The organism is Neorhizobium huautlense (assembly GCF_002968575.1).
In the GTDB taxonomy this organism is placed as follows: domain Bacteria; phylum Pseudomonadota; class Alphaproteobacteria; order Rhizobiales; family Rhizobiaceae; genus Neorhizobium; species Neorhizobium huautlense.
Genome location: NZ_PVBM01000004.1, coordinates 31,136 through 48,629, shown reverse-complemented (window position 1 = coordinate 48,629; position 17,494 = coordinate 31,136). Strand labels below are relative to the sequence as shown.

Here is a 17,494-nt window from a genome sequence, read left to right as displayed (position 1 = left end):
CCCTCATGACTGCGGGCGGCACCGCTCCGCCGCCTGCCTTTCTTCCTAAGGTTTCCCCATGCGAACGTCGCGAACGCTCGGCATAATCATGATCGCGCCTGCTGCGACCATGATCTTCCTGTTCTACCTGATGCCGGCAATCCTGACGGGCATCTTCGCCATGACCAACATGAGCACGGCGACCGGTATTTCCGGCGGCGTCTATCAGGTCACCCAAAGCGCAGCGAACCGGCTCCAGGATGATATGCCGGAGCTTGCCGCAGGCATAGCAGAGCCGCGTTTTGTCATAGATGACGAAGGATTGGCGGCGCTGGAGGCGTTGAAACTGAAGCCGGGTTACGTCGCGGAACTGCGGGGGCAGCACGTGGGTGCGGTTTTCGCATCTCGGCGGGAAGCAGAACGGGTCATAAAGGCACTCAAGGACCGTCCCTCGACCCGCGAGGTGAAGCAGATCTCCGACCTTTTCAACCGTTCGGTCCTCAACACCCGGTTCGAGACGCGCGACGCGCTGATCGGCAGCCTGGAAAAACTGGGCTTCACGATGACACCAGAGGAGCAGGATAAGGTTGCGCGAGTAACCTATACCGGCTGGGTCTGGACAACAGACAATTTCAGGGTCATCGCCAGCTCGCCGGACATGGCGAAAATTTTTTTCAATACCGCCTTCTATGTCGCGGTAACGCTTATGCTCTTCAACGTGAGCTATGCGCTGTTCCTGGCGGTGACGACCCACTATATGCCGCCTGCGACCGCCTCCGTCTTCCGCGCCGTCTGGCTCCTGCCGCGCATTACGCCGGTGGTGATCTATGTCTTGATGTGGAAGTGGCTCACCTGGGACAATGGTTTTATTTCCATGTTTCTGGGCCAGTTCGGGGTGCCGCCGAAGAACTATCTGCTCGACAATGCCTACAACGCCTGGTTCTTCGTGATCCTGATCAACGGCTTCATCGGTGCGTCGATGGGAATGCTGGTCTTTTCCTCGGCGATCAAGGCGATCCCTCAAACGCATTTTCATGCAAGCGAGGTGGATGGCGCCAGCCGCTGGCAGCAGATCCGCTACATCATCCTGCCGCAACTGCGCTGGCCGATCCTGTTCGTCACCTGCTACCAGACACTTTCGCTGCTTGCCTCCTTCAACGAAATCCTCCTTTCGACCCGCGGCGGGCCGGGGCGGGCGACCGAGGTCTGGTCGCTCGCCGCCTACCATACCGCGCTCAACAACTATACCGGCAATCTGGAATACGGCCTGGGCGCCGCCCTCGCGCTGGTGCTGGTGGTTATCGGGATCGTCCTGTCGCTGATTTACCTGCGCATCTTTCGTTACGACACCCTGATCTCCAAGCCGTTGATCGAGGATTGATGATGGCCGACAAGACTCAGATTTCCGTGAATTTCTCAAGCGTGCCGGTCATCTTCCTGCTGACGCTGGTCAGCCTGCCGCTGGTGTTGATGTATACCTATCTCTTCGTCGATACGATCAGCAATTCGGAGGCGGGTTCGCTCATCCCGAATGAGCTGACGCTCGAACACTGGCGCTTCCTCTGGGAGATCCGGCCGGGCAAAGCCAGCATCTGGCTCGTTACCCTCAACACCTTCATTTTTGCAGCCAGCATCACGGCGGTGATCCTGATCGTCTCCTCTATGGCAGGTTATGTGCTGTCGCGGCTGAATGTGCCTGCGCGCGGCCTATTGCTGGCCGGGGTCATGGTGCTGCATGCCTTTCCCTCGGTGACGCTCATCATCTCGATCTTCATCGTGCTTCAGTATGTCGGCCTCTATAATTCGCTGATCGGGGTCATTCTGGTGAAAGCGGCAATCGACATGCCGCTCGGCATCTGGCTGATGAAGGGCTTCTACGACACCGTGCCATGGGAAATAGAGATGGCAGGTCTTGTCGACGGAGCCTCGCGGTTCACCGTCTGGCGGAGACTCGTCCTGCCGCAGATCAAGCCGGCAATCATGGCGCTCGGCCTCTTCTCATTTCTCACCGGGTGGAGCGAGTTCATTCTGCCGCAGGTGCTTGCGCCCGGGGCACAGGTGCAGGTGCTATCGGTCTACCTGGCGAGCCTGATTGCCGACGACAACAACTTCGATTTCGCCACTTTCAAGGCTGTCGGCGTGTTCTATGTCGTTCCGGTCCTCATTCTCTATGTCTTTTTCCAGAAGCATCTCATGAACATCTACGGCGGAGGCACCAAGGGCTGATGCGTATTCTGCTCGACAAATTCTCGAAAAGTTTCGGAAGCACCAAGGTCATCGAGGCGATGGACCTCGAAGTGGGTTCCGGAGAAATGCTGGCGTTGCTTGGCCCTTCCGGTTGCGGCAAATCCACGACCCTGTTTGCGATTTGCGGCATCCATAGGCCGACTGCGGGCCGCATTCTATTTGGCGACAGGGACGTCACCAACCTGCCGAGCCAGGAGCGCAATGTCGGCGTGGTCTTCCAATCCTATGCGCTTTATCCGCACATGACGGTCGAGGAGAATATCGGATTTCCTCTGACGGTGCGGCGGTTGCCCGCCAGCGACATCAAAAGACGGGTCGCTGAAATTTCCGCACTCGTCCACATCGACAATCTCCTCGGTCGACGGCCCTCCCAGCTTTCCGGCGGTCAACAGCAGCGCGTCGCGCTCGCTCGTGCTCTTATCCGTCGCCCGGACGTGCTGCTGCTCGACGAACCGCTTGCCAATCTGGATGCGAAATTGCGCCTTGAGATGCGTTCGGAAATCCGCCGTCTGCAGAAGGAGACGGGCATTACCGCCATCCTCGTGACGCATGACCAGGTGGAAGCAATGAGCATGTGCGACCGTATCGCCATCATGAAAGAAGGCGAGATCGTCCAGATCGCCACGCCGTCGGAAATGTACAACGATCCACGCTCCGCCTTCGTCGCCGGTTTCCTCGGCAATCCGCCGATCTCTTTCCTGAAGGGCAAGGCACTGGGCGGGGCGTTCGTCTCCGACGATGGTAATTTCAGGCTGCCTCTCGGGTCGCTTCGCGACATTGGTGATGGCAGAGCCCTGACGCTCGGTATCCGGCCCGAGCACTTCGGCCCCGACGGCGACCTCGCCATCGAGGGCAAGGTCGTATTCGCGGAAACACAGGGGCGTGAAAACCTCTATGATGTCGTGCTCGCGGATGGATCCGTATTGCGTTCGATCCAGCCGGTGCGCGATGACGTGAAGCTCGGCGACTGCGTTCGCTGGAACCTTTCCAGCGAGGCGGCCTTCGTCTTCGCGGAAGATGGCCGGAGGCTTTGAATGCATAGCTTCGCTGACTTCTTCAGGAGGTTCGGGTGGCCGGAAAACAGGGGACGGATGCCATTCTGCATCGGCCATCGCGGCGCAAGCGGCCATGAACGGGAAAATACGCTCGCCGCTTTCCGCAGGGCGGCCGAACTCGGCGCCGAGATGTGGGAACTCGACACCCAGATGACCGCCGATGGGGTCGTCGTCATCTCCCACGATGATCACCTGGAACGCGTATTCGCCAAAGACCTATATATTTCCCAGATGAGCTTTGCCGAGCTTCGCGCGATCGTGCCTGACGTGCCGAGCTTCGAGGAAGTGGCTGAGCTTGGCCGCGCCACCGGCTGCGGACTCTATGTGGAACTCAAGCGGCCCGGCACTGGGCCGCTCTGCTGGCAGCATCTGAATGAGATGAACCAGCGCTTTGCCTGCCTCGGCTCGTTCGATGTCCAGCAGGTCCGCGAATTGCGGGAGATGGGCTGCGATTTTCCGTTGTCCGTGCTGATCCGCATTGGTCACGATCCGCATCTGCTGGGAAGAGAATCAGGCGCCGATATCCTGCATCTCTGCTGGGAAAAGGCGAGCGACACCCCGCAGGAATTCGTCACCGAAGAACTCGTCGAAAAGGCCTTTTCCGACGGCAAGGAGATCGTGCTGTGGCACGAGGAGCGGTCGGATGTGTTGAAGGATATCATGACACTGCCGGTTCTCGGCATCTGTACCGATCTGCCTGACCTGATGCGTTCCAGGGAGCCGAACGGGACGACCCGGGAGCAACGTCGCGTCACCTCTTTCGACGTGGCGCGGGCGGCGGGCGTCTCCCGCGCCGCCGTATCCCGTGCCTTTACGCCGGACGCGAGCGTTTCGGAGAAGACCCGCGAGAAAGTTTATCAAGCCGCCAGAGAACTCGGCTATCGGGTCAATTATCTCGCCCGCAGCCTGACGAACAAGCGGTCGGATTTCGTTGGACTCGTCGCGGCAGGTCTCGATAACCCCTTCCGCACCCAGCAGCTCGAACATCTGGCGCGAGCACTGATCGCCCGCAATTATCGGCCGATCCTGCTGCCGACCTCCAAGGAGGCGGATACTTCGACCGTCATCGGGCAGCTGCTGCATTACGCGGTCTCCGGCGTCATCGTCACCTCCGACGCGCCGCCCTCGCATATCTGTGAGGAATGCGCCGCCGAAGGCGTACCGATCGTGCTGATCAACAAGGGTGAAGATTTTCCCTTTGTCGACCGTGTCGTTTCCGATGACCGGATGTCGGGTTATACCGCGGCCGATCATTTGCTGGAGGCCGGCGCAGCAAAGCTGGCAGTCGTGGCCGGGACGGCCGTCTCCTATTCCTCACGCCGTCGTGCGGAAGCTTTTCAGAATCGCTGCACAAGCCTTGGCGTCGAGGCGACGCTGGTTCCTGTTACGATCAACGATTACAGGCACGGTTATGAGGCGGCGGAGAGGCTTCTGAATCTCGGTGTCGACGGCGTCTTTTCGGTCAACGACTACATGGCCTGCGGCGTCCTTGACGGGCTTGCCAGGGCGGGAATGGGCTACGGGTCGGTAAAGGTCATTGGGCATGACGACATTCCCCAGGCAAGCTGGGCAGCCTATGATCTCACCACTTTCGTCCAACCTTGCGAGGTGCAGGCGGAACAGGTGATCGATCTCCTCATCAGCCGCATGGCCGATCCGGATGCGGTCTCGCGGGTGGAGTTCACGCCTGTAACGCTGATCAAGAGAAGAAGCGCATAAATGGCGTTCGCATCCGATATTACTTTCCTGAAAGCCCGCGCCGAAACTGCGATCTCGATCGCCCGCCGTGTCGGAAGGGCGGTCGCGGCCTTTCGCGCCGAAGCTCTGCCGGAGACGCTTAACGTCGAGAACAAGGGCTTGCAAGATTTCGTTACCGTCGCCGACAGGCGAGCCGAACTGGCTATCCGCACGACATTGCTTGAAGAATTCCCGCAGGATTCCTTCATGGGCGAAGAAGGTGGCGGCTATGAAGGGACTGGGGCAGGTGAGGGCGGCATGTGGGTGGTGGATCCGATCGACGGAACGACCAATTTCATTCGCGGCTTTCGTCACTGGGGTGTGTCTATAGCCTTCGTCGCCGGCGGCAGGATCCTGGTCGGCGTGATTTATGACGCAGCGCAAGACATGGTTTTCCATGCGATCCGCGGGCAGGGCGCCTTCAAGGAAGGTGAACCGATCGCTGCCGCCAAAACCAGCGATCCCTCCCATGCTATCGCCATCCTCGGCCATTCCCGACGCACCGACTTTGAGGATTATCTCGCCGTCTCCCGCAAGCTTTATGAGCGCGGTATCGACTACCGCCGCATGGGAGCTGCAGCGATCGGTCTGGTTCGCGTTGCTGAAGGCATATCCGATCTCTATTACGAGCGGCATCTGTCTGCCTGGGACATGCTGGCCGGCATGCTCATCGCCGCTGAAGCGGGCGCCACGGTTTTTATGCCATCATTTGAAAAACTGCTTCGGCATGGCGGACCGGCGGTGGCTTGTTCTCCCGCGCTGGCCGATGAATTCGCATTCCTGTTGGAAATGGAGGACTTGTCCGCCGTCGCGTCTTGACGGCCGGGCGTCGAGATGGATTGACCGGAACCGTTCTCGGGTCGATGTATAAGGAAGGGATCATTGACCTCTTCCCATACCTCTGCCAAGTGACGTTCATGCCCTCACGAGACCAAAAGAAAAGCCGCGTAACGCTCCTTGATGTGGCGCGTCGCGCCAATGTTTCGCGGGCAACCGCTTCGCTGGTCATCCGCAAGAGCCCGCTGGTGGGAAGCGAGACCAGAGCCCGGGTCGAAGAGGTCATGCGCGAGCTCGGTTATGTCTACAACATGGGCGCGGCACGCCTTCGCGCAGAGCGCAGTCACACCGTCGGCGTCATCGTGCCCAATCTTACCAATCCGTTTTTTGCCGAATTGCTCTCCGGAATCGAGGCCATGATCGACGAGGCAGGTCTGGTGGTCATCCTGGCCAATAGCGGCGATCTGCCCGACCGGCAGGACGCGGTGATGCAGCGAATGCGGGAGCACGGCGTCGATGGTGTCATCTTGTGCCCCGCGGCGGGTACCGAACCCACATATTTGCGGCGCGTCGCAGAGTGGAACCTGCCGCTGGTGCAGGCCCTGCGCCAGATTTCCGATGAAGCAGACTATGCCGGCGTGGATTATGCAGGGGGCATGCATCAGGCTGTCGACTATCTGGTGTCGCTTGGTCATCGCCGTATTGCCTTTGCCGTGCATGGCCCGATCCATTCGGCCTACCATGAGCGTATCAGCGGCTTCGGCGAGGCGATGCAGTCTCATGGCCTCGGCGCGGACATGATTATCCGTGTGCCGAACCAGCTTGGTGGGATTGCCAGCTCGGCAAATCTCCTCCTCAATCGCCCTGACCCGCCAACGGCGGTCATCTGCTTCAATGATGTCATAGCGCTCGGTCTTTCCGCCGGGCTCTACGACTGTGGGGTCAAGGTCGGTTCGGATTTTTCATTGATTGGCTTCGACGATGTAACCGACGCGGAGGCGATGCGGCCGCGGTTGACGTCCGTTTCGACGGCACCCGCGACAATCGGAAACAATGCCGCCCGGCTTCTCTTGAACCGGCTGGCTGATCCGCTGCGCCCACCGGAAAGAATCGTGCAGCAAACGCAGCTCCACATTCGTCAATCCTGCGGACCGGCGATGATTGCGGCGGTGTGACACGATTAAATCCGGTTGACGTGCGGCTGAAAAGTTTTTAGATCGATCTAAATGCAGATGTATCGCAGAGGAGCGGTGCACTTTCGGCATCTTTGGGGAGGACCCAAGTGTACAATTTCAACTTCGAGCCCGTGCTCGCAGGGCTGGATCAGCTTTTGATCGGCGCTTGGCTGACGATCCAGCTTTCCTGCGCAGCAATGATCCTGGGGCTGATCGTCTCCGTCCTTTGCGCCGCCGGCAAGACGTCCGGCGTGGTGCCTTTGCGATGGATCATCGACGCCTATATCGAAATCATCCGCAACACGCCTTTCCTGGTGCAGATCTTCTTCATCTTCTTCGGCCTGCCGTCACTCGGCCTGCGCCTCACGCCAAACGGCGCGGCACTCCTGGCGCTGGTTGTCAATTTCGGCGCCTACGGGACCGAAATCATCCGCGCGGGCATCGAGTCGATTCAAAAGGGGCAGGTGGAGGCGGGCACCGCGCTCGGCCTCTCGAAGCTCCAGATTTTCCGCTACATCATCATGAAGCCCGCGCTGCGCACCGTTTATCCGGCGCTGACCAGCCAGTTCATTTACCTGATGCTGACCTCGAGCGTCGTTTCGGCAATCTCGGCCGACGATCTTGCCGCCGCCGGCAACGACCTGCAGTCGGCGACCTTCGCAAGCTTTGAGGTGTATATCGTCATCACGCTCATGTATCTCGCCATGTCGGTCGGCTTCTCGGCGATCTTCTCGATCATAGAGAAGGCCGCCTTCAAGTATCCGTTGAGCCGATAGGAGTGGCGTTATGCTGATCAGACCTTTCGGCTGGAGCGAATTCTGGATCATTGTCATGGCGGCGCAATGGACGATCGCGTTGTCGGCGATCGCGTTTGCCGGCGGCGGCGTAGGTGGCCTCTTCATCGCTCTTGCGCGTGTTTCGGATTCCAGGTGGCCCCGCCTTCTCGCGACCGGTTTCATCCGCATCTTCCAGGGAACGCCGCTGCTGATGCAGCTCTTCCTTGTCTTTTTCGGCATGAACATCCTGGGCTTTGCGATCAATCCCTGGCTCGCAGCCGCGGTCGCTTTGACACTGCATGCCAGCGCCTTCCTCGGCGAAATCTGGCGCGGCTGCATCGAGGCGGTCCCGCCCGGACAACGGGAGGCGGCAACGGCGCTCGGCCTGCGTTATTATAACCGCATGCGCTACATACTTCTGCCGCAGGCGTCCCGCGTCGCCGTGGCACCGACGGTCGGCTTTCTGGTGCAGCTCATCAAGGGTACTTCGCTCGCCGCGATCATCGGCTTCACCGAACTCACCCGCCAGGGTCAGATCATCAACAACGCGACCTTCAGCCCGTTCATGGTCTTCGGAACGGTCGCAGCGGTCTATTTCGTGCTGTGCTGGCCGTTGTCGGTGCTGGCGCGACGCATGGAAACGAGATTTTCCCGGCCAACGGCTCGTTGACGGGACCCGAGCCGGGGGGAGGACCCCGGCACAACAGAAAAGGGTAGGAAAATGAACATTACCAGACGTATGGCAATGGCCGCAATCGGCGCAGGCCTGATGCTCGGGGCGATGGACTCGACGGTCTCGGCGCAGGCGGTCGAAAGCATCAAGTCCGCAGGTGCCGTCAAGATCGGCATGCTGGTCGACTTCCCGCCCTTCGGCATCATGAACACGTCGAACGAACCGGACGGTTATGACGCGGACGTCGCAAAACTGCTCGCCAAGGAATTGGGCGTGAAGGTGCAGATCGTTCCGGTCACCGGCCCGAACCGCATCCCCTATCTCCAGAGCAACCAGGTCGACCTGCTCGTCGCCTCGCTCGGCATTACCGAAGAACGCGCCAAGAGCGTCGACTTCTCGCAGCCCTATGCCGGTATCTCGATCGGCGTCTTCGGGGCGAAGGATACGGCGGTTTCCAAGCCGGAAGACCTCTCCGGCAAGACGATCGGCGTTGCGCGCGCCTCCACCCAGGATACTGGTGTCACCAAGATCGCTCCGAAGGACGCCAAGATCCAGCGCTTCGACGACGATGCCAGCGCGGTTCAGGCTCTCCTCTCCGGTCAGGTCGAATTGATCGGCGTTTCGAACGTCGTCGCCGCGCAGATCGAAAAGGCTGCTCCTGGCCGCTTCGACCAGAAGCTGCAGCTCAGCCAGCAGGTCCAGGGCATTGCGGTCCGCAAGGGTTCGACGGAGCTCCTGGCGGCTGTCAATGCCTTCGTCGAAAAGGTGAAGGCGAATGGCGAGCTCAACAAGATCCACGAGAAGTGGCTTGGAGCGCCGTTGCCGGATTTCGTTGCCGGAGCGAAGAAGTAAGAATAGAAGGGAGTTCCTCGCATGACTGAAGCAAATGCAACCGCATCGGCCACGGCCAGGCGGGGAGCTACCGAACTGGCCGTGCACATGGAAGGCGTCAACAAGTGGTATGGCGAATTCCACGCGCTTAAGAATATCGAACTTTCGGTCAAGCGGGGGGAGCGGATCGTCATCTGCGGTCCCTCAGGCTCCGGAAAATCGACCTTGATCCGCTGTATCAACCAGCTTGAGACGATCAAGACCGGCCGGATCGTGGTTGATGGCCACGATCTCACAGCGGGAGGCAAGAACGTCGATATCGTGCGCCAGGAGACCGGCATGGTCTTCCAGCAGTTCAACCTTTTTCCGCATATGACGGTTTTAGAGAACTGCACACTGGCGCCGATGAAGGTGCGGGGTATTTCCAGGGCCGAGGCAGAAAAGACTGCTCGAAAATTCCTGGAGCGGGTGCGCATCCCCGAGCAGGCGGAAAAATATCCAGCCCAGCTTTCCGGCGGCCAGCAGCAGCGCGTTGCAATCGCCCGCGCGCTTTGCATGAACCCAAAGATCATGCTTTTCGACGAACCCACATCGGCGCTCGATCCGGAAATGGTCAAGGAAGTGCTGGACACGATGATCGACCTTGCGAAGGAAGGCATGACCATGCTCTGCGTCACGCACGAAATGGGCTTCGCCCGCCAGGTTGCCGACCGGGTGATCTTCATGGATCGGGGCGAAATTCTGGAGATGGGGACGCCCGATGAATTTTTCGCTAATCCGAAAAATGAACGGCTGAGGACTTTCCTCGGCCAGATTTCCTGACCGTCATCCACTTAAACCATGGAGTTTCCGACGTGAAACCAGACATCCTTCTCGTGGAACCGATGATGCAGTTTATCGAGGACAAGCTCGACGCTGCCTATACCGTGCACCGGATGTACGACCCGAACCAGAAGACATCGCTCGAAGCTGCCCTGCCGAGAATCAAGGCAGTCGCGACCGGCGGCGGCACCGGCATCACCAACGAATGGATCGAAAGGCTGCCGGCTCTCGGGGTGATTGCCATCAACGGCGTCGGAACCGACAAGGTGGATCTTGGTTTCGCACGCAGCCGCAATATCGACGTCACCACGACGCCCGGCGTGCTGACCGATGACGTGGCGGATACGGGCATTGCCCTGATGCTCGCGGCGCTTCGCCACGTCGCCAGGGGTGACGCCTTTGTGCGCGAAGGCCGCTGGGGCAAAGAGCCGTTTCCGCTTGGCCACAGCCCCAAGGGCAAACGGGTCGGAATCCTGGGCCTCGGCCAGATCGGCAAGGCGTTCGGTCGCCGTGCGGAAGCTTTCGGCATGTCGGTGCGCTACTGGAACCGGTCGCCGGTCAAGGACACCGCCTGGAAGTCCTGCGCTTCGCCTGTGGCGCTTGCGGAAGACAGCGACGTGCTCTGCGTGATCATCGCGGCGACCGCCGAAACCCGTGACATCGTCGATGCCGAAGTGCTGAAGGCGCTCGGGCCGAACGGGCTGCTGATCAATATCGCCCGCGGCACGGTCGTCGACGAGGATGCGTTGCTTGCCGCCCTTAATGGCGGAACGATCGCTGGGGCCGGCCTCGACGTTTTCGTCAATGAACCCAACATCCGGGAAGAGTTCTTCTCTGCGCCAAACACCGTGCTGATGCCCCATCAGGGCAGCGCAACGGTGGAGACGCGCGTAGCTATGGGTGAATTGGTGCTCGCCAATATCGCCGCCCATTTCGCCGGCGAAAAGCCGCCGACCACGGTCAACTGAGTGGGACAAAATCGATGATCGTTCGACAGGCCTTTTTCGAAGGCGCCGTCCATGCCGGCAAGGAAGATTGTTTCAAAGCCTATGTCGCGGAAAAACTGATGCCGATGTGGCTGGCTTTCCCAGGCGTCAAGGAAGTGCGCGTGCTCTACAATATCGAGCGCGATGAGGGCGCGCCACGCTATCCGATGGTGCTTTCCACCATGTATGAAAGCCGCGAAGCGCTCGCAGCGGCACTTCAGTCGCCGGTTCGATACGAAAGCCGCGAGATGACCAAAGGTCTGATGGAGATGTTCGATGGGCATATCCACCACCACGTCTTCGATCTCGCGCCGAGTTGATCAGCGAAGCGCGCGCGCAAACTGGTGAGGAGAGAGGCCGTAGCTTCTCGTGAAGATTCGGGTCATATGGCTCTGATCCGCGAAGCCGCTGGCGAGTGCGGCTTCGGCAAGGCCGGTGCCGGTGGCAATCATCTTGCGGGCGAGCTGAATTCGGCGCTGGATGAGATAGGCATGCGGCGTAAGCCCAGTAGCCCGTCGAAAAGCTCTCAACAACTGGAACTGGCTCATCTCTGCCAGACCCGCAAGCTCGGAGAGTGAGACGGAAGCCGCCGGACAATCATCGATCCGCTCCCGCGCCACCTCGATTTCCTTTGCAACCGACATCGGCTTAATCGGCACATCGACCAAATCAGCCAATAAGGTCAGCAGCAATTCCTGGCTATTCACATCAGCGCCGGTTTCGCGGCTTGTCATTGCCGAAAAGAGCCGCCGCACATTTCCTGCGAGCAGCGGCTTGGAAATGACCGGATCGGAGAATTCGAAACCTCCCTCGCTGCTTTGCCGGATGTCCGCAACAGCGCTCGCGACGACAGCCGGATCGAAATAGAGCATCTGCCAGAAACGGCCGGCATCGCCAATCGGCGCGCCGTCGTGCACTTCACCCGGGTTGACGGTGATGACGTCACCCGGTCCAGCTTCGACAGGGCCGCGGCCACTTGCCGATTTCTGAGCGCCATCCCTGATGATGCCGATTCCGAATTGATCATGGGTGTGGCGGGCAAACTGCCGGTCCGATCGCGCCGCGACCGCCTGCACGCCGACAGTGCGACATTTCAATATCTCGAATTGGTGTCGCCGCTTCGCCTGCATACTCTTCATCCCGGTCCTCTCGATCAAAGAACCGTCCGCACCCGCCAAAGCTCCGGAAAAAGCTCGATCTCGAGCATCTTCTTTAGATATTGCGTGCCGGAGGTACCGCCGGTGCCGCGCTTGAAACCGATGACCCGCTCCACCGTCGTGACGTGATTGAAGCGCCAACGGCGAAAATAGTCTTCGAAGTCGACCAGTTTCTCCGCCAATTCGTAAAGTTCCCAATATCGTTCTGGCGCAAGATATATCTGCTCCCAGGCATCAAGGACCTTCTCGCTCGGCTTGCGGGCCGACCGCCAGTCGCCGCGATTGGCGTCCTCCCCGACATCGAAACCGCGTCGTGCGAGCAGCATCAGAGCCTCGTCATAGAGGCTCGGCTTCGCCAAAATCTCTTCCAGCATGGTCATGATGTCGGCACGATGGGTATGCGGGCCAAGCATCGTTTGATTGCGGTTGCCGGCCAGGAACTCGATGGCGCGATATTGATAGGATTGGAAACCGGAAGATTTGCCGAGTGAGGCACGAAATTCGGTATATTCGCTTGGCGTCATCGTGCGCAGCACATCCCAGGCATTGTTGAGCTGTTCAAAGATGCGAGCCACCCGCGACAGCATCTTGAACGCCGGCTGTGGATTGTCGGCTCGAATAGCAGTCATAGCGGATGCTATTTCATGGATAGCGAGCTTCATCCAAAGCTCCGAAGTCTGATGCTGTATGATGAAAAGGAGCTCATCATGCGCGTCGGAGAGGGGTTTCTGGGCGTTAAGAATCCCTTCGAGATGAAGGTAGTCGGAATAGGACATGCGATCGCCGAAGGACATTTCCGCACCGTCCTCGGCAGGGTTGTATGGTTTCAAGTTCATTGTTCTCTCCACCCATTGCCTCGCCCCGTCATGCTGCCCTCTTCGCGTTAACTTGGGAAGCCCGTCCCTCCGCAGCTGATGCGGTCCTTTAAAATTGACCGTTGACAAGAACCGCAAGATTGCTCCTACTATAACACTAGAGCAATACATATTACATTATAATGTAATATCAGGAGCAACGGGTGCCGGATCTGCTTGTCAGCCTATATTCCAGTAAATTCGATGAGCTTCTATCCCAAGCCGTGGCGCCGCCCGGCGTGACCATTCGCCCACCTCTTGCGCCCGAATTGCATATTGTCCGGGACTGGGTCCTTACGCGGTTCAGCGAGAATTGGGCAAGCGAGGTGGTGGTCGCATTTTCACGCCAGCCCGTCGGCTGCCTGATCGCCGTCGATGACGCCGGTCTCCAGGGGTTTGCCTGTTACGACGTGACGGCCCGTGGCTTTTTCGGTCCGACAGGGGTTGCCCCGGAGGCCCGAGGCAAAGGGATCGGTATTGCGCTTCTCGCCGCCTGCCTGCAGGCCCTGAAGACGCTTGGGCATGCCTATGCGTTTGTCGGCGACGCAGGACCTGTGGACTTCTACGTCCGCAGCGCGGGCGCGATCGTGATCCCTGCATCCGACAAAGGGATCTACGAGGGAATGCTTAGAACCACAACCAAGACATAGAAACCCATCGGGAGGCTCCCACGTGTCCAAAACCCCGCTCGCTCTATTCGTCGGCTTGCCGAACCCGATACTGTCGGACGAGGAATTCGCCCTCTTTCGGGATACCAATCCCCTTGGGCTTTTTGTCGGGCGCCGCAACTTGAAGAGCCCGGATCAGGCCAAGCGTTTGATCGGGCGTTTCCGCGAGGCGGTCGGTCGTGAGGATGCGCCGGTTTTTACCGACCAGGAAGGCGGCCGAGTGCAGCATCTCGATGCGGGGCCATGGCCGCGATTCAGAAGTTTTGCGCAATTTGCGGAGCTTGCCCGCAGGGATCTTGATCGCGGAAAGCGCGCCCTTCGTTTGTCATCCCGTGCCATGGGGGCAATGATGACCGAGCTTGGCCTTTCAAGCGGATGCTCACCTGTTCTCGACCTTGTCTTTCCAACGACGAGCGATGTCATCGGTGAGCGTTCGTTCGGCGCAGATCCCGATCTCGTTGCGGCCCTCGGCCGCGAGGTCGTGGACGGTTTGATGGAAACGGGCTGTCTCCCCGTAATGAAGCATATTCCGGGTCACGGCCGGGCCACGCTGGATTCGCACAAGGAACGGCCCGTGGTGGATGCCTCGGCCGAGACGCTGCAGGCCACCGATTTCAGGCCGTTCGTCGCCTTGAAGGATACGCCCTGGGCCATGGTCGCCCATGTCGTCTTCTCCGCTTACGACAAGGAACTGCCTGCTTCTGTCTCGCCGGTGATGCATGACGTCATCCGCCGGGACATGGGGTACGAGGGCGTATTGATTTCCGACTGCATTTTCATGGAATCGCTGCGCGGCAGCTTGCCCGAGCGGGTCAGGCAGGTGCTCGATGCCGGTTTCGATATCGCCTTGCACAGCCACGGCGACATTCCCGAAAGCGAGGCAGCAGCCAGGGCGGCCCGACCGCTGACGGATGCCGCTCAGACGCGGATCGCCGCCGGCAGAGCCCGTCTCGGCAATCTCAAGATCGATTATCGTGCCGCTCACGCGGAGGTGGAAGAGCTTTTCCAAGGTACATTTGTCGCGTGAACGGCACGTCGAGCCAAAAATCAACAAAGGGGAACGAGATGAATAAAGTTGTTCTTGCCGCCGCAACAGCCCTGGCGCTGGTTTCGGCGCCGGTGATGGCGCAAACCGTGCTGACGGCGAATATCGAACCGGCCACAACCTGGGTGCGCAACTTCAATCCGTTTAATCAGACCTCCGCGCGTCAAAGCACGCTGGATTTCGTCTACGAGCCTCTGGTGGTCTTCAATCGCTTCGACAGCAACAAGCCGATCTTCCGGCTGGCTGAAAGCTTCAAGCTGGCCGACGACCTCAAGAGCATCGATTTCAATCTAAGGCCGAACCTCAAATGGTCGGACGGAAAGCCGCTTACCTCGGCCGACGTCAAATTCACCTATGACTATCTGAAGAAGTTCCCAGCCCTCGATTTCGTCAGCATCTGGACTTTCATTACCGGCGTGGAGATCGTCGATCCGCAAACGGTCCGGTTCACGCTTGCCAATCCCAGTTCCCTTGCAGCCGAGCAGCTTTCTCAGCTTCCCATTGTGCCGGAACATGTGTGGAAGGACATTGCTGATCCCGTAACGTTTGCCAACGAGACCCCTGTCGGCAGCGGCCCGATGACCGAGATCCCTCGATTTACGGGCCAGACCTATGATCAATGCCGCAATCCTCATTATTGGGAGGCGGAGCGCCTCAAGGTAGATTGCCTGCGCTTCCCCCAGCTTGCGGACAACAACCAGATCCTGACGGCGACGGCGGACGGGACGCTTGATTGGGGCGTGTCCTTCATTCCTGATGTCGAAAACGTCTATGTGGCCAAGGATCCTGAACATTACCACTACTGGTATTCCCCAAGCAGCATGGTTGCTTTCCTGTTCAATCTGGAAACCGCCAACGAGAACAACAAGAAGGCCTTCAATGACGTCAAATTCCGCCGCGCGGCCTCCATGGCGCTCGACCGCTCGACGATGATCGACATAGCAGGCTACGGCTATCCGACGCTGAACGAAGACCCTGGTCTGATGGGTGAGCTCTACAAGAGCTGGGCAGACCCGTCCGTCCAGGCCGATTTCGGCAAATATGCCAAATATGACGCCGAAGCCGCCAAGGCTCTGCTCGATGAGGCCGGATACAAGGACAAGGATGGCGACGGTTTCCGGGACAATCCGGACGGTTCGAAGATCTCTTTTTCCATCATCGTTCCCAATTCCTGGACCGACTGGGTTGACACGGTCAACATCGCCATCGAGGGCATGCAGGCGGTCGGCATCGGTGCGAAGATCGAAACACCGGAAGAGGCTGTCTGGACCTCCAGCCTTATCGGCGGCAAGTTCGATGCGGCGATCAACAGCCTCCCGGCCTCCGCCTCGCCCTACTATCCGTACAAGCGCGCATTCAGCGCATCGGACAAGGGCAAGACCCGCTTCACCGCGCAGCGCTGGTTCAATCCCGAGGTAGAGAAGCTCGTCACGGAATTTACCCACACCGCCGATCTTTCAAAACAAAAGGAAGCGATGAACAAGGCGCAGCGGATCGTTGCCGAAAACATGCCAATGATCCCGGTGTTCAACAACCCCAACTGGTATCAGTACAACACCAAGCGCTTCACAGGTTGGTCGACGAAGGAAAAACCGTTCGTCAATCCCTCTATCTCACGCACCAATCCGGCGCGTCTGCTGCATCTGCTGGCGCTGAGGCCGGCCCAATAAAGGTGGGATGATTTTGGCAGGCGGCGTGTTCCGCGCCGCCTCGTCTTAGAGGGAGTTCACATGGCTTTCCTGTTCCGCCGGCTGGGATTTTATCTCGCCGCTTTCGTCGCGGCGGCGACCATAAACTTCTTCCTGCCGCGCCTGATGCCCGGCGACCCCGTGCAGATCATGTTCTCCAGCGCAGGCGCCGAACTGCCGCCGGAGAGCCTGCAGTCGTTGAAATTGACCTTCGGCTTTGTCGATGGACCTCTTTGGCAGCAATATATCACCTATCTCGGCAGCATCTTCACCGGCGACCTTGGCCGCTCGATCAAATATTTCCCCGCACCGGTTACGGCGGTTCTCGGGCAGGCGCTCGTCTGGACCGTGGGCCTGATGGGCATCGCAACGGTCATAAGTTTCACGATCGGCAGCTTGCTTGGCGTTCTCGCCGCCTGGCGGCGCGGCAGCGCCTTCGATGTCATCGTTTCTGTCGGAGCGATCTTCGCAACCTCGGTGCCTGCCGTGGTGACCTCGCTGATCGTAGTCTTCGTCTTCGGGTTCACCCTTGGCTGGTTTCCCAGCGGTTATGCCGCCGATCCTCGTCTCGATCCCGCTTTCAGCCTCCAATATATCGGCAGTGTCCTCTACCACGGCTTTCTCCCCATGGTGACCCTTTGCGCCGTGCTAACCGGCGGGTTTGCCGTAACGATGCGCAACAACATGATCAATCTCCTCGGCGAGGATTATGTGGTGATGGGACGCGCCAAGGGCTTGTCGGATCATCACGTGATGATCTGGTACGCGGCGCGCAACGCGCTTTTGCCGACCGTTTCCTCGTTGGCGATCGCGATCGGCACGATCCTGGGAGGTTCGCTCGTCACGGAGGTCGTCTTCAATTATCCGGGTCTCGGCAACATTCTCTATCAGGCAATCCTGGCGCGCGACTATCCGGTGATCCAGGGACAGCTTCTGATCATGACGGCAACCATGCTGATCGCGAATTTTATCGTCGACGTCAGCTATGTCCTGCTTGATCCGCGGCTCAAGGGAGCTTTGTGAC

At 59.3% G+C, this 17,494-nt stretch carries 18 protein-coding genes and 1 pseudogene; 17 read left to right on the top strand and 2 right to left on the bottom strand.

What is annotated here, in order from left to right; translation table 11 throughout:
- The first annotated feature begins 58 nt into the window (after nt 1-58).
- The 13 genes and pseudogenes from C5L12_RS05875 (at nt 59) to C5L12_RS05820 (ending at nt 11,378) form a co-directional block, all read left to right on the top strand.
- Nucleotides 59-1,360: a carbohydrate ABC transporter permease gene (locus C5L12_RS05875; RefSeq protein WP_105371094.1), complete on the top strand. Its 1,302-nt coding sequence runs from the start codon at nt 59-61 to the stop codon at nt 1,358-1,360.
- Nucleotides 1,361-1,362: 2 nt separating this feature from the next.
- On the top strand, nt 1,363-2,205 hold the full coding sequence (locus C5L12_RS05870; protein ID WP_105371093.1) for a carbohydrate ABC transporter permease: 843 nt from the start codon (nt 1,363-1,365) through the stop codon (nt 2,203-2,205).
- Nucleotides 2,205-3,260, top strand: coding sequence for an ABC transporter ATP-binding protein (locus C5L12_RS05865; protein WP_105371092.1), 1,056 nt, complete (start codon nt 2,205-2,207; stop codon nt 3,258-3,260). The genes C5L12_RS05870 and C5L12_RS05865 overlap by 1 nt, the downstream gene beginning before the upstream one ends.
- Nucleotides 3,261-3,992, top strand: a pseudogene (locus C5L12_RS28560) (glycerophosphodiester phosphodiesterase); the annotation flags it as partial.
- Nucleotides 3,987-5,000, top strand: a complete 1,014-nt coding sequence (locus C5L12_RS05860) for a LacI family DNA-binding transcriptional regulator (RefSeq protein WP_105371309.1) — start codon at nt 3,987-3,989, stop codon at nt 4,998-5,000. The pseudogene C5L12_RS28560 and the gene C5L12_RS05860, both read left to right, overlap by 6 nt.
- Nucleotides 5,001-5,837: an inositol monophosphatase family protein gene (locus C5L12_RS05855; RefSeq protein ID WP_105371091.1), complete on the top strand. Its 837-nt coding sequence runs from the start codon at nt 5,001-5,003 to the stop codon at nt 5,835-5,837.
- 98 nt (nt 5,838-5,935) lie between these two features.
- A complete protein-coding gene (locus tag C5L12_RS05850; protein WP_105371308.1) occupies nt 5,936-6,970 on the top strand; it encodes a LacI family DNA-binding transcriptional regulator in 1,035 nt (344 codons plus the stop codon).
- 107 nt (nt 6,971-7,077) lie between these two features.
- Entirely contained in the window at nt 7,078-7,746 is a 669-nt protein-coding gene (locus C5L12_RS05845; RefSeq protein ID WP_105371090.1) for an amino acid ABC transporter permease, read from the top strand.
- Nucleotides 7,747-7,759: 13 nt separating this feature from the next.
- Complete coding sequence (locus C5L12_RS05840) at nt 7,760-8,416, top strand: amino acid ABC transporter permease (RefSeq protein WP_105371307.1); 657 nt, start codon at nt 7,760-7,762, stop codon at nt 8,414-8,416.
- A 51-nt stretch (nt 8,417-8,467) separates the two neighbouring features.
- On the top strand, nt 8,468-9,271 hold the full coding sequence (locus C5L12_RS05835; protein ID WP_105371089.1) for a transporter substrate-binding domain-containing protein: 804 nt from the start codon (nt 8,468-8,470) through the stop codon (nt 9,269-9,271).
- Nucleotides 9,272-9,292: 21 nt separating this feature from the next.
- Nucleotides 9,293-10,072 carry an amino acid ABC transporter ATP-binding protein gene (locus C5L12_RS05830; RefSeq protein ID WP_105371088.1) on the top strand — a complete coding sequence of 260 codons (780 nt, stop codon included), beginning with the start codon at nt 9,293-9,295 and terminating at the stop codon, nt 10,070-10,072.
- Nucleotides 10,073-10,134: 62 nt separating this feature from the next.
- Nucleotides 10,135-11,040 carry a 2-hydroxyacid dehydrogenase gene (locus C5L12_RS05825; protein WP_105371306.1) on the top strand — a complete coding sequence of 302 codons (906 nt, stop codon included), beginning with the start codon at nt 10,135-10,137 and terminating at the stop codon, nt 11,038-11,040.
- Between the two features lie 14 nt (nt 11,041-11,054).
- A complete protein-coding gene (locus C5L12_RS05820) occupies nt 11,055-11,378 on the top strand; it encodes a hypothetical protein (protein ID WP_105371087.1) in 324 nt (107 codons plus the stop codon).
- Here C5L12_RS05820 and C5L12_RS05815 read toward each other — a convergent pair whose 3' ends face one another.
- Together C5L12_RS05815 and kynA are read right to left on the bottom strand one after the other, a co-directional pair.
- Nucleotides 11,379-12,188, bottom strand: a complete 810-nt coding sequence (locus C5L12_RS05815; protein ID WP_105371086.1) for an AraC family transcriptional regulator — start codon at nt 12,186-12,188, stop codon at nt 11,379-11,381.
- Between the two features lie 23 nt (nt 12,189-12,211).
- Complete coding sequence (kynA, locus tag C5L12_RS05810; protein WP_105371085.1) at nt 12,212-13,051, bottom strand: tryptophan 2,3-dioxygenase; 840 nt, start codon at nt 13,049-13,051, stop codon at nt 12,212-12,214.
- Nucleotides 13,052-13,233: 182 nt separating this feature from the next.
- Between kynA and C5L12_RS05805 the strand changes: the two genes are divergently transcribed.
- From C5L12_RS05805 to C5L12_RS05790, 4 genes are read left to right on the top strand one after another with little or no spacing between them, the layout of a single operon-like run.
- Nucleotides 13,234-13,719, top strand: coding sequence for a GNAT family N-acetyltransferase (locus C5L12_RS05805; RefSeq protein WP_105371084.1), 486 nt, complete (start codon nt 13,234-13,236; stop codon nt 13,717-13,719).
- A 22-nt stretch (nt 13,720-13,741) separates the two neighbouring features.
- Nucleotides 13,742-14,764, top strand: a complete 1,023-nt coding sequence (locus tag C5L12_RS05800; protein ID WP_105371083.1) for a glycoside hydrolase family 3 N-terminal domain-containing protein — start codon at nt 13,742-13,744, stop codon at nt 14,762-14,764.
- A 38-nt stretch (nt 14,765-14,802) separates the two neighbouring features.
- Nucleotides 14,803-16,452: an ABC transporter substrate-binding protein gene (locus tag C5L12_RS05795; RefSeq protein ID WP_105371305.1), complete on the top strand. Its 1,650-nt coding sequence runs from the start codon at nt 14,803-14,805 to the stop codon at nt 16,450-16,452.
- A 60-nt stretch (nt 16,453-16,512) separates the two neighbouring features.
- Complete coding sequence (locus tag C5L12_RS05790; protein ID WP_105371082.1) at nt 16,513-17,493, top strand: ABC transporter permease; 981 nt, start codon at nt 16,513-16,515, stop codon at nt 17,491-17,493.
- The last annotated feature ends 1 nt before the right edge of the window (nt 17,494 follow it).

What these genes read in the sequence shown, in the direction of transcription:
- C5L12_RS05875 (WP_105371094.1), top strand. Translation starts at nt 59, where the DNA reads ATGCGAACGTCGCGAACGCTCGGCATAATCATGATCGCGCCTGCTGCG.
- C5L12_RS05870 (WP_105371093.1), top strand. Translation starts at nt 1,363, where the DNA reads ATGGCCGACAAGACTCAGATTTCCGTGAATTTCTCAAGCGTGCCGGTC.
- C5L12_RS05865 (WP_105371092.1), top strand. Translation starts at nt 2,205, where the DNA reads ATGCGTATTCTGCTCGACAAATTCTCGAAAAGTTTCGGAAGCACCAAG.
- C5L12_RS05860 (WP_105371309.1), top strand. Translation starts at nt 3,987, where the DNA reads ATGCGTTCCAGGGAGCCGAACGGGACGACCCGGGAGCAACGTCGCGTC.
- C5L12_RS05855 (WP_105371091.1), top strand. Translation starts at nt 5,001, where the DNA reads ATGGCGTTCGCATCCGATATTACTTTCCTGAAAGCCCGCGCCGAAACT.
- C5L12_RS05850 (WP_105371308.1), top strand. Translation starts at nt 5,936, where the DNA reads ATGCCCTCACGAGACCAAAAGAAAAGCCGCGTAACGCTCCTTGATGTG.
- C5L12_RS05835 (WP_105371089.1), top strand. Translation starts at nt 8,468, where the DNA reads ATGAACATTACCAGACGTATGGCAATGGCCGCAATCGGCGCAGGCCTG.
- C5L12_RS05830 (WP_105371088.1), top strand. Translation starts at nt 9,293, where the DNA reads ATGACTGAAGCAAATGCAACCGCATCGGCCACGGCCAGGCGGGGAGCT.
- C5L12_RS05825 (WP_105371306.1), top strand. Translation starts at nt 10,135, where the DNA reads ATGATGCAGTTTATCGAGGACAAGCTCGACGCTGCCTATACCGTGCAC.
- C5L12_RS05820 (WP_105371087.1), top strand. Translation starts at nt 11,055, where the DNA reads ATGATCGTTCGACAGGCCTTTTTCGAAGGCGCCGTCCATGCCGGCAAG.
- C5L12_RS05815 (WP_105371086.1), bottom strand. Translation starts at nt 12,188, where the DNA reads ATGCAGGCGAAGCGGCGACACCAATTCGAGATATTGAAATGTCGCACT.
- kynA (WP_105371085.1), bottom strand. Translation starts at nt 13,051, where the DNA reads ATGAACTTGAAACCATACAACCCTGCCGAGGACGGTGCGGAAATGTCC.
- C5L12_RS05795 (WP_105371305.1), top strand. Translation starts at nt 14,803, where the DNA reads ATGAATAAAGTTGTTCTTGCCGCCGCAACAGCCCTGGCGCTGGTTTCG.
- C5L12_RS05790 (WP_105371082.1), top strand. Translation starts at nt 16,513, where the DNA reads ATGGCTTTCCTGTTCCGCCGGCTGGGATTTTATCTCGCCGCTTTCGTC.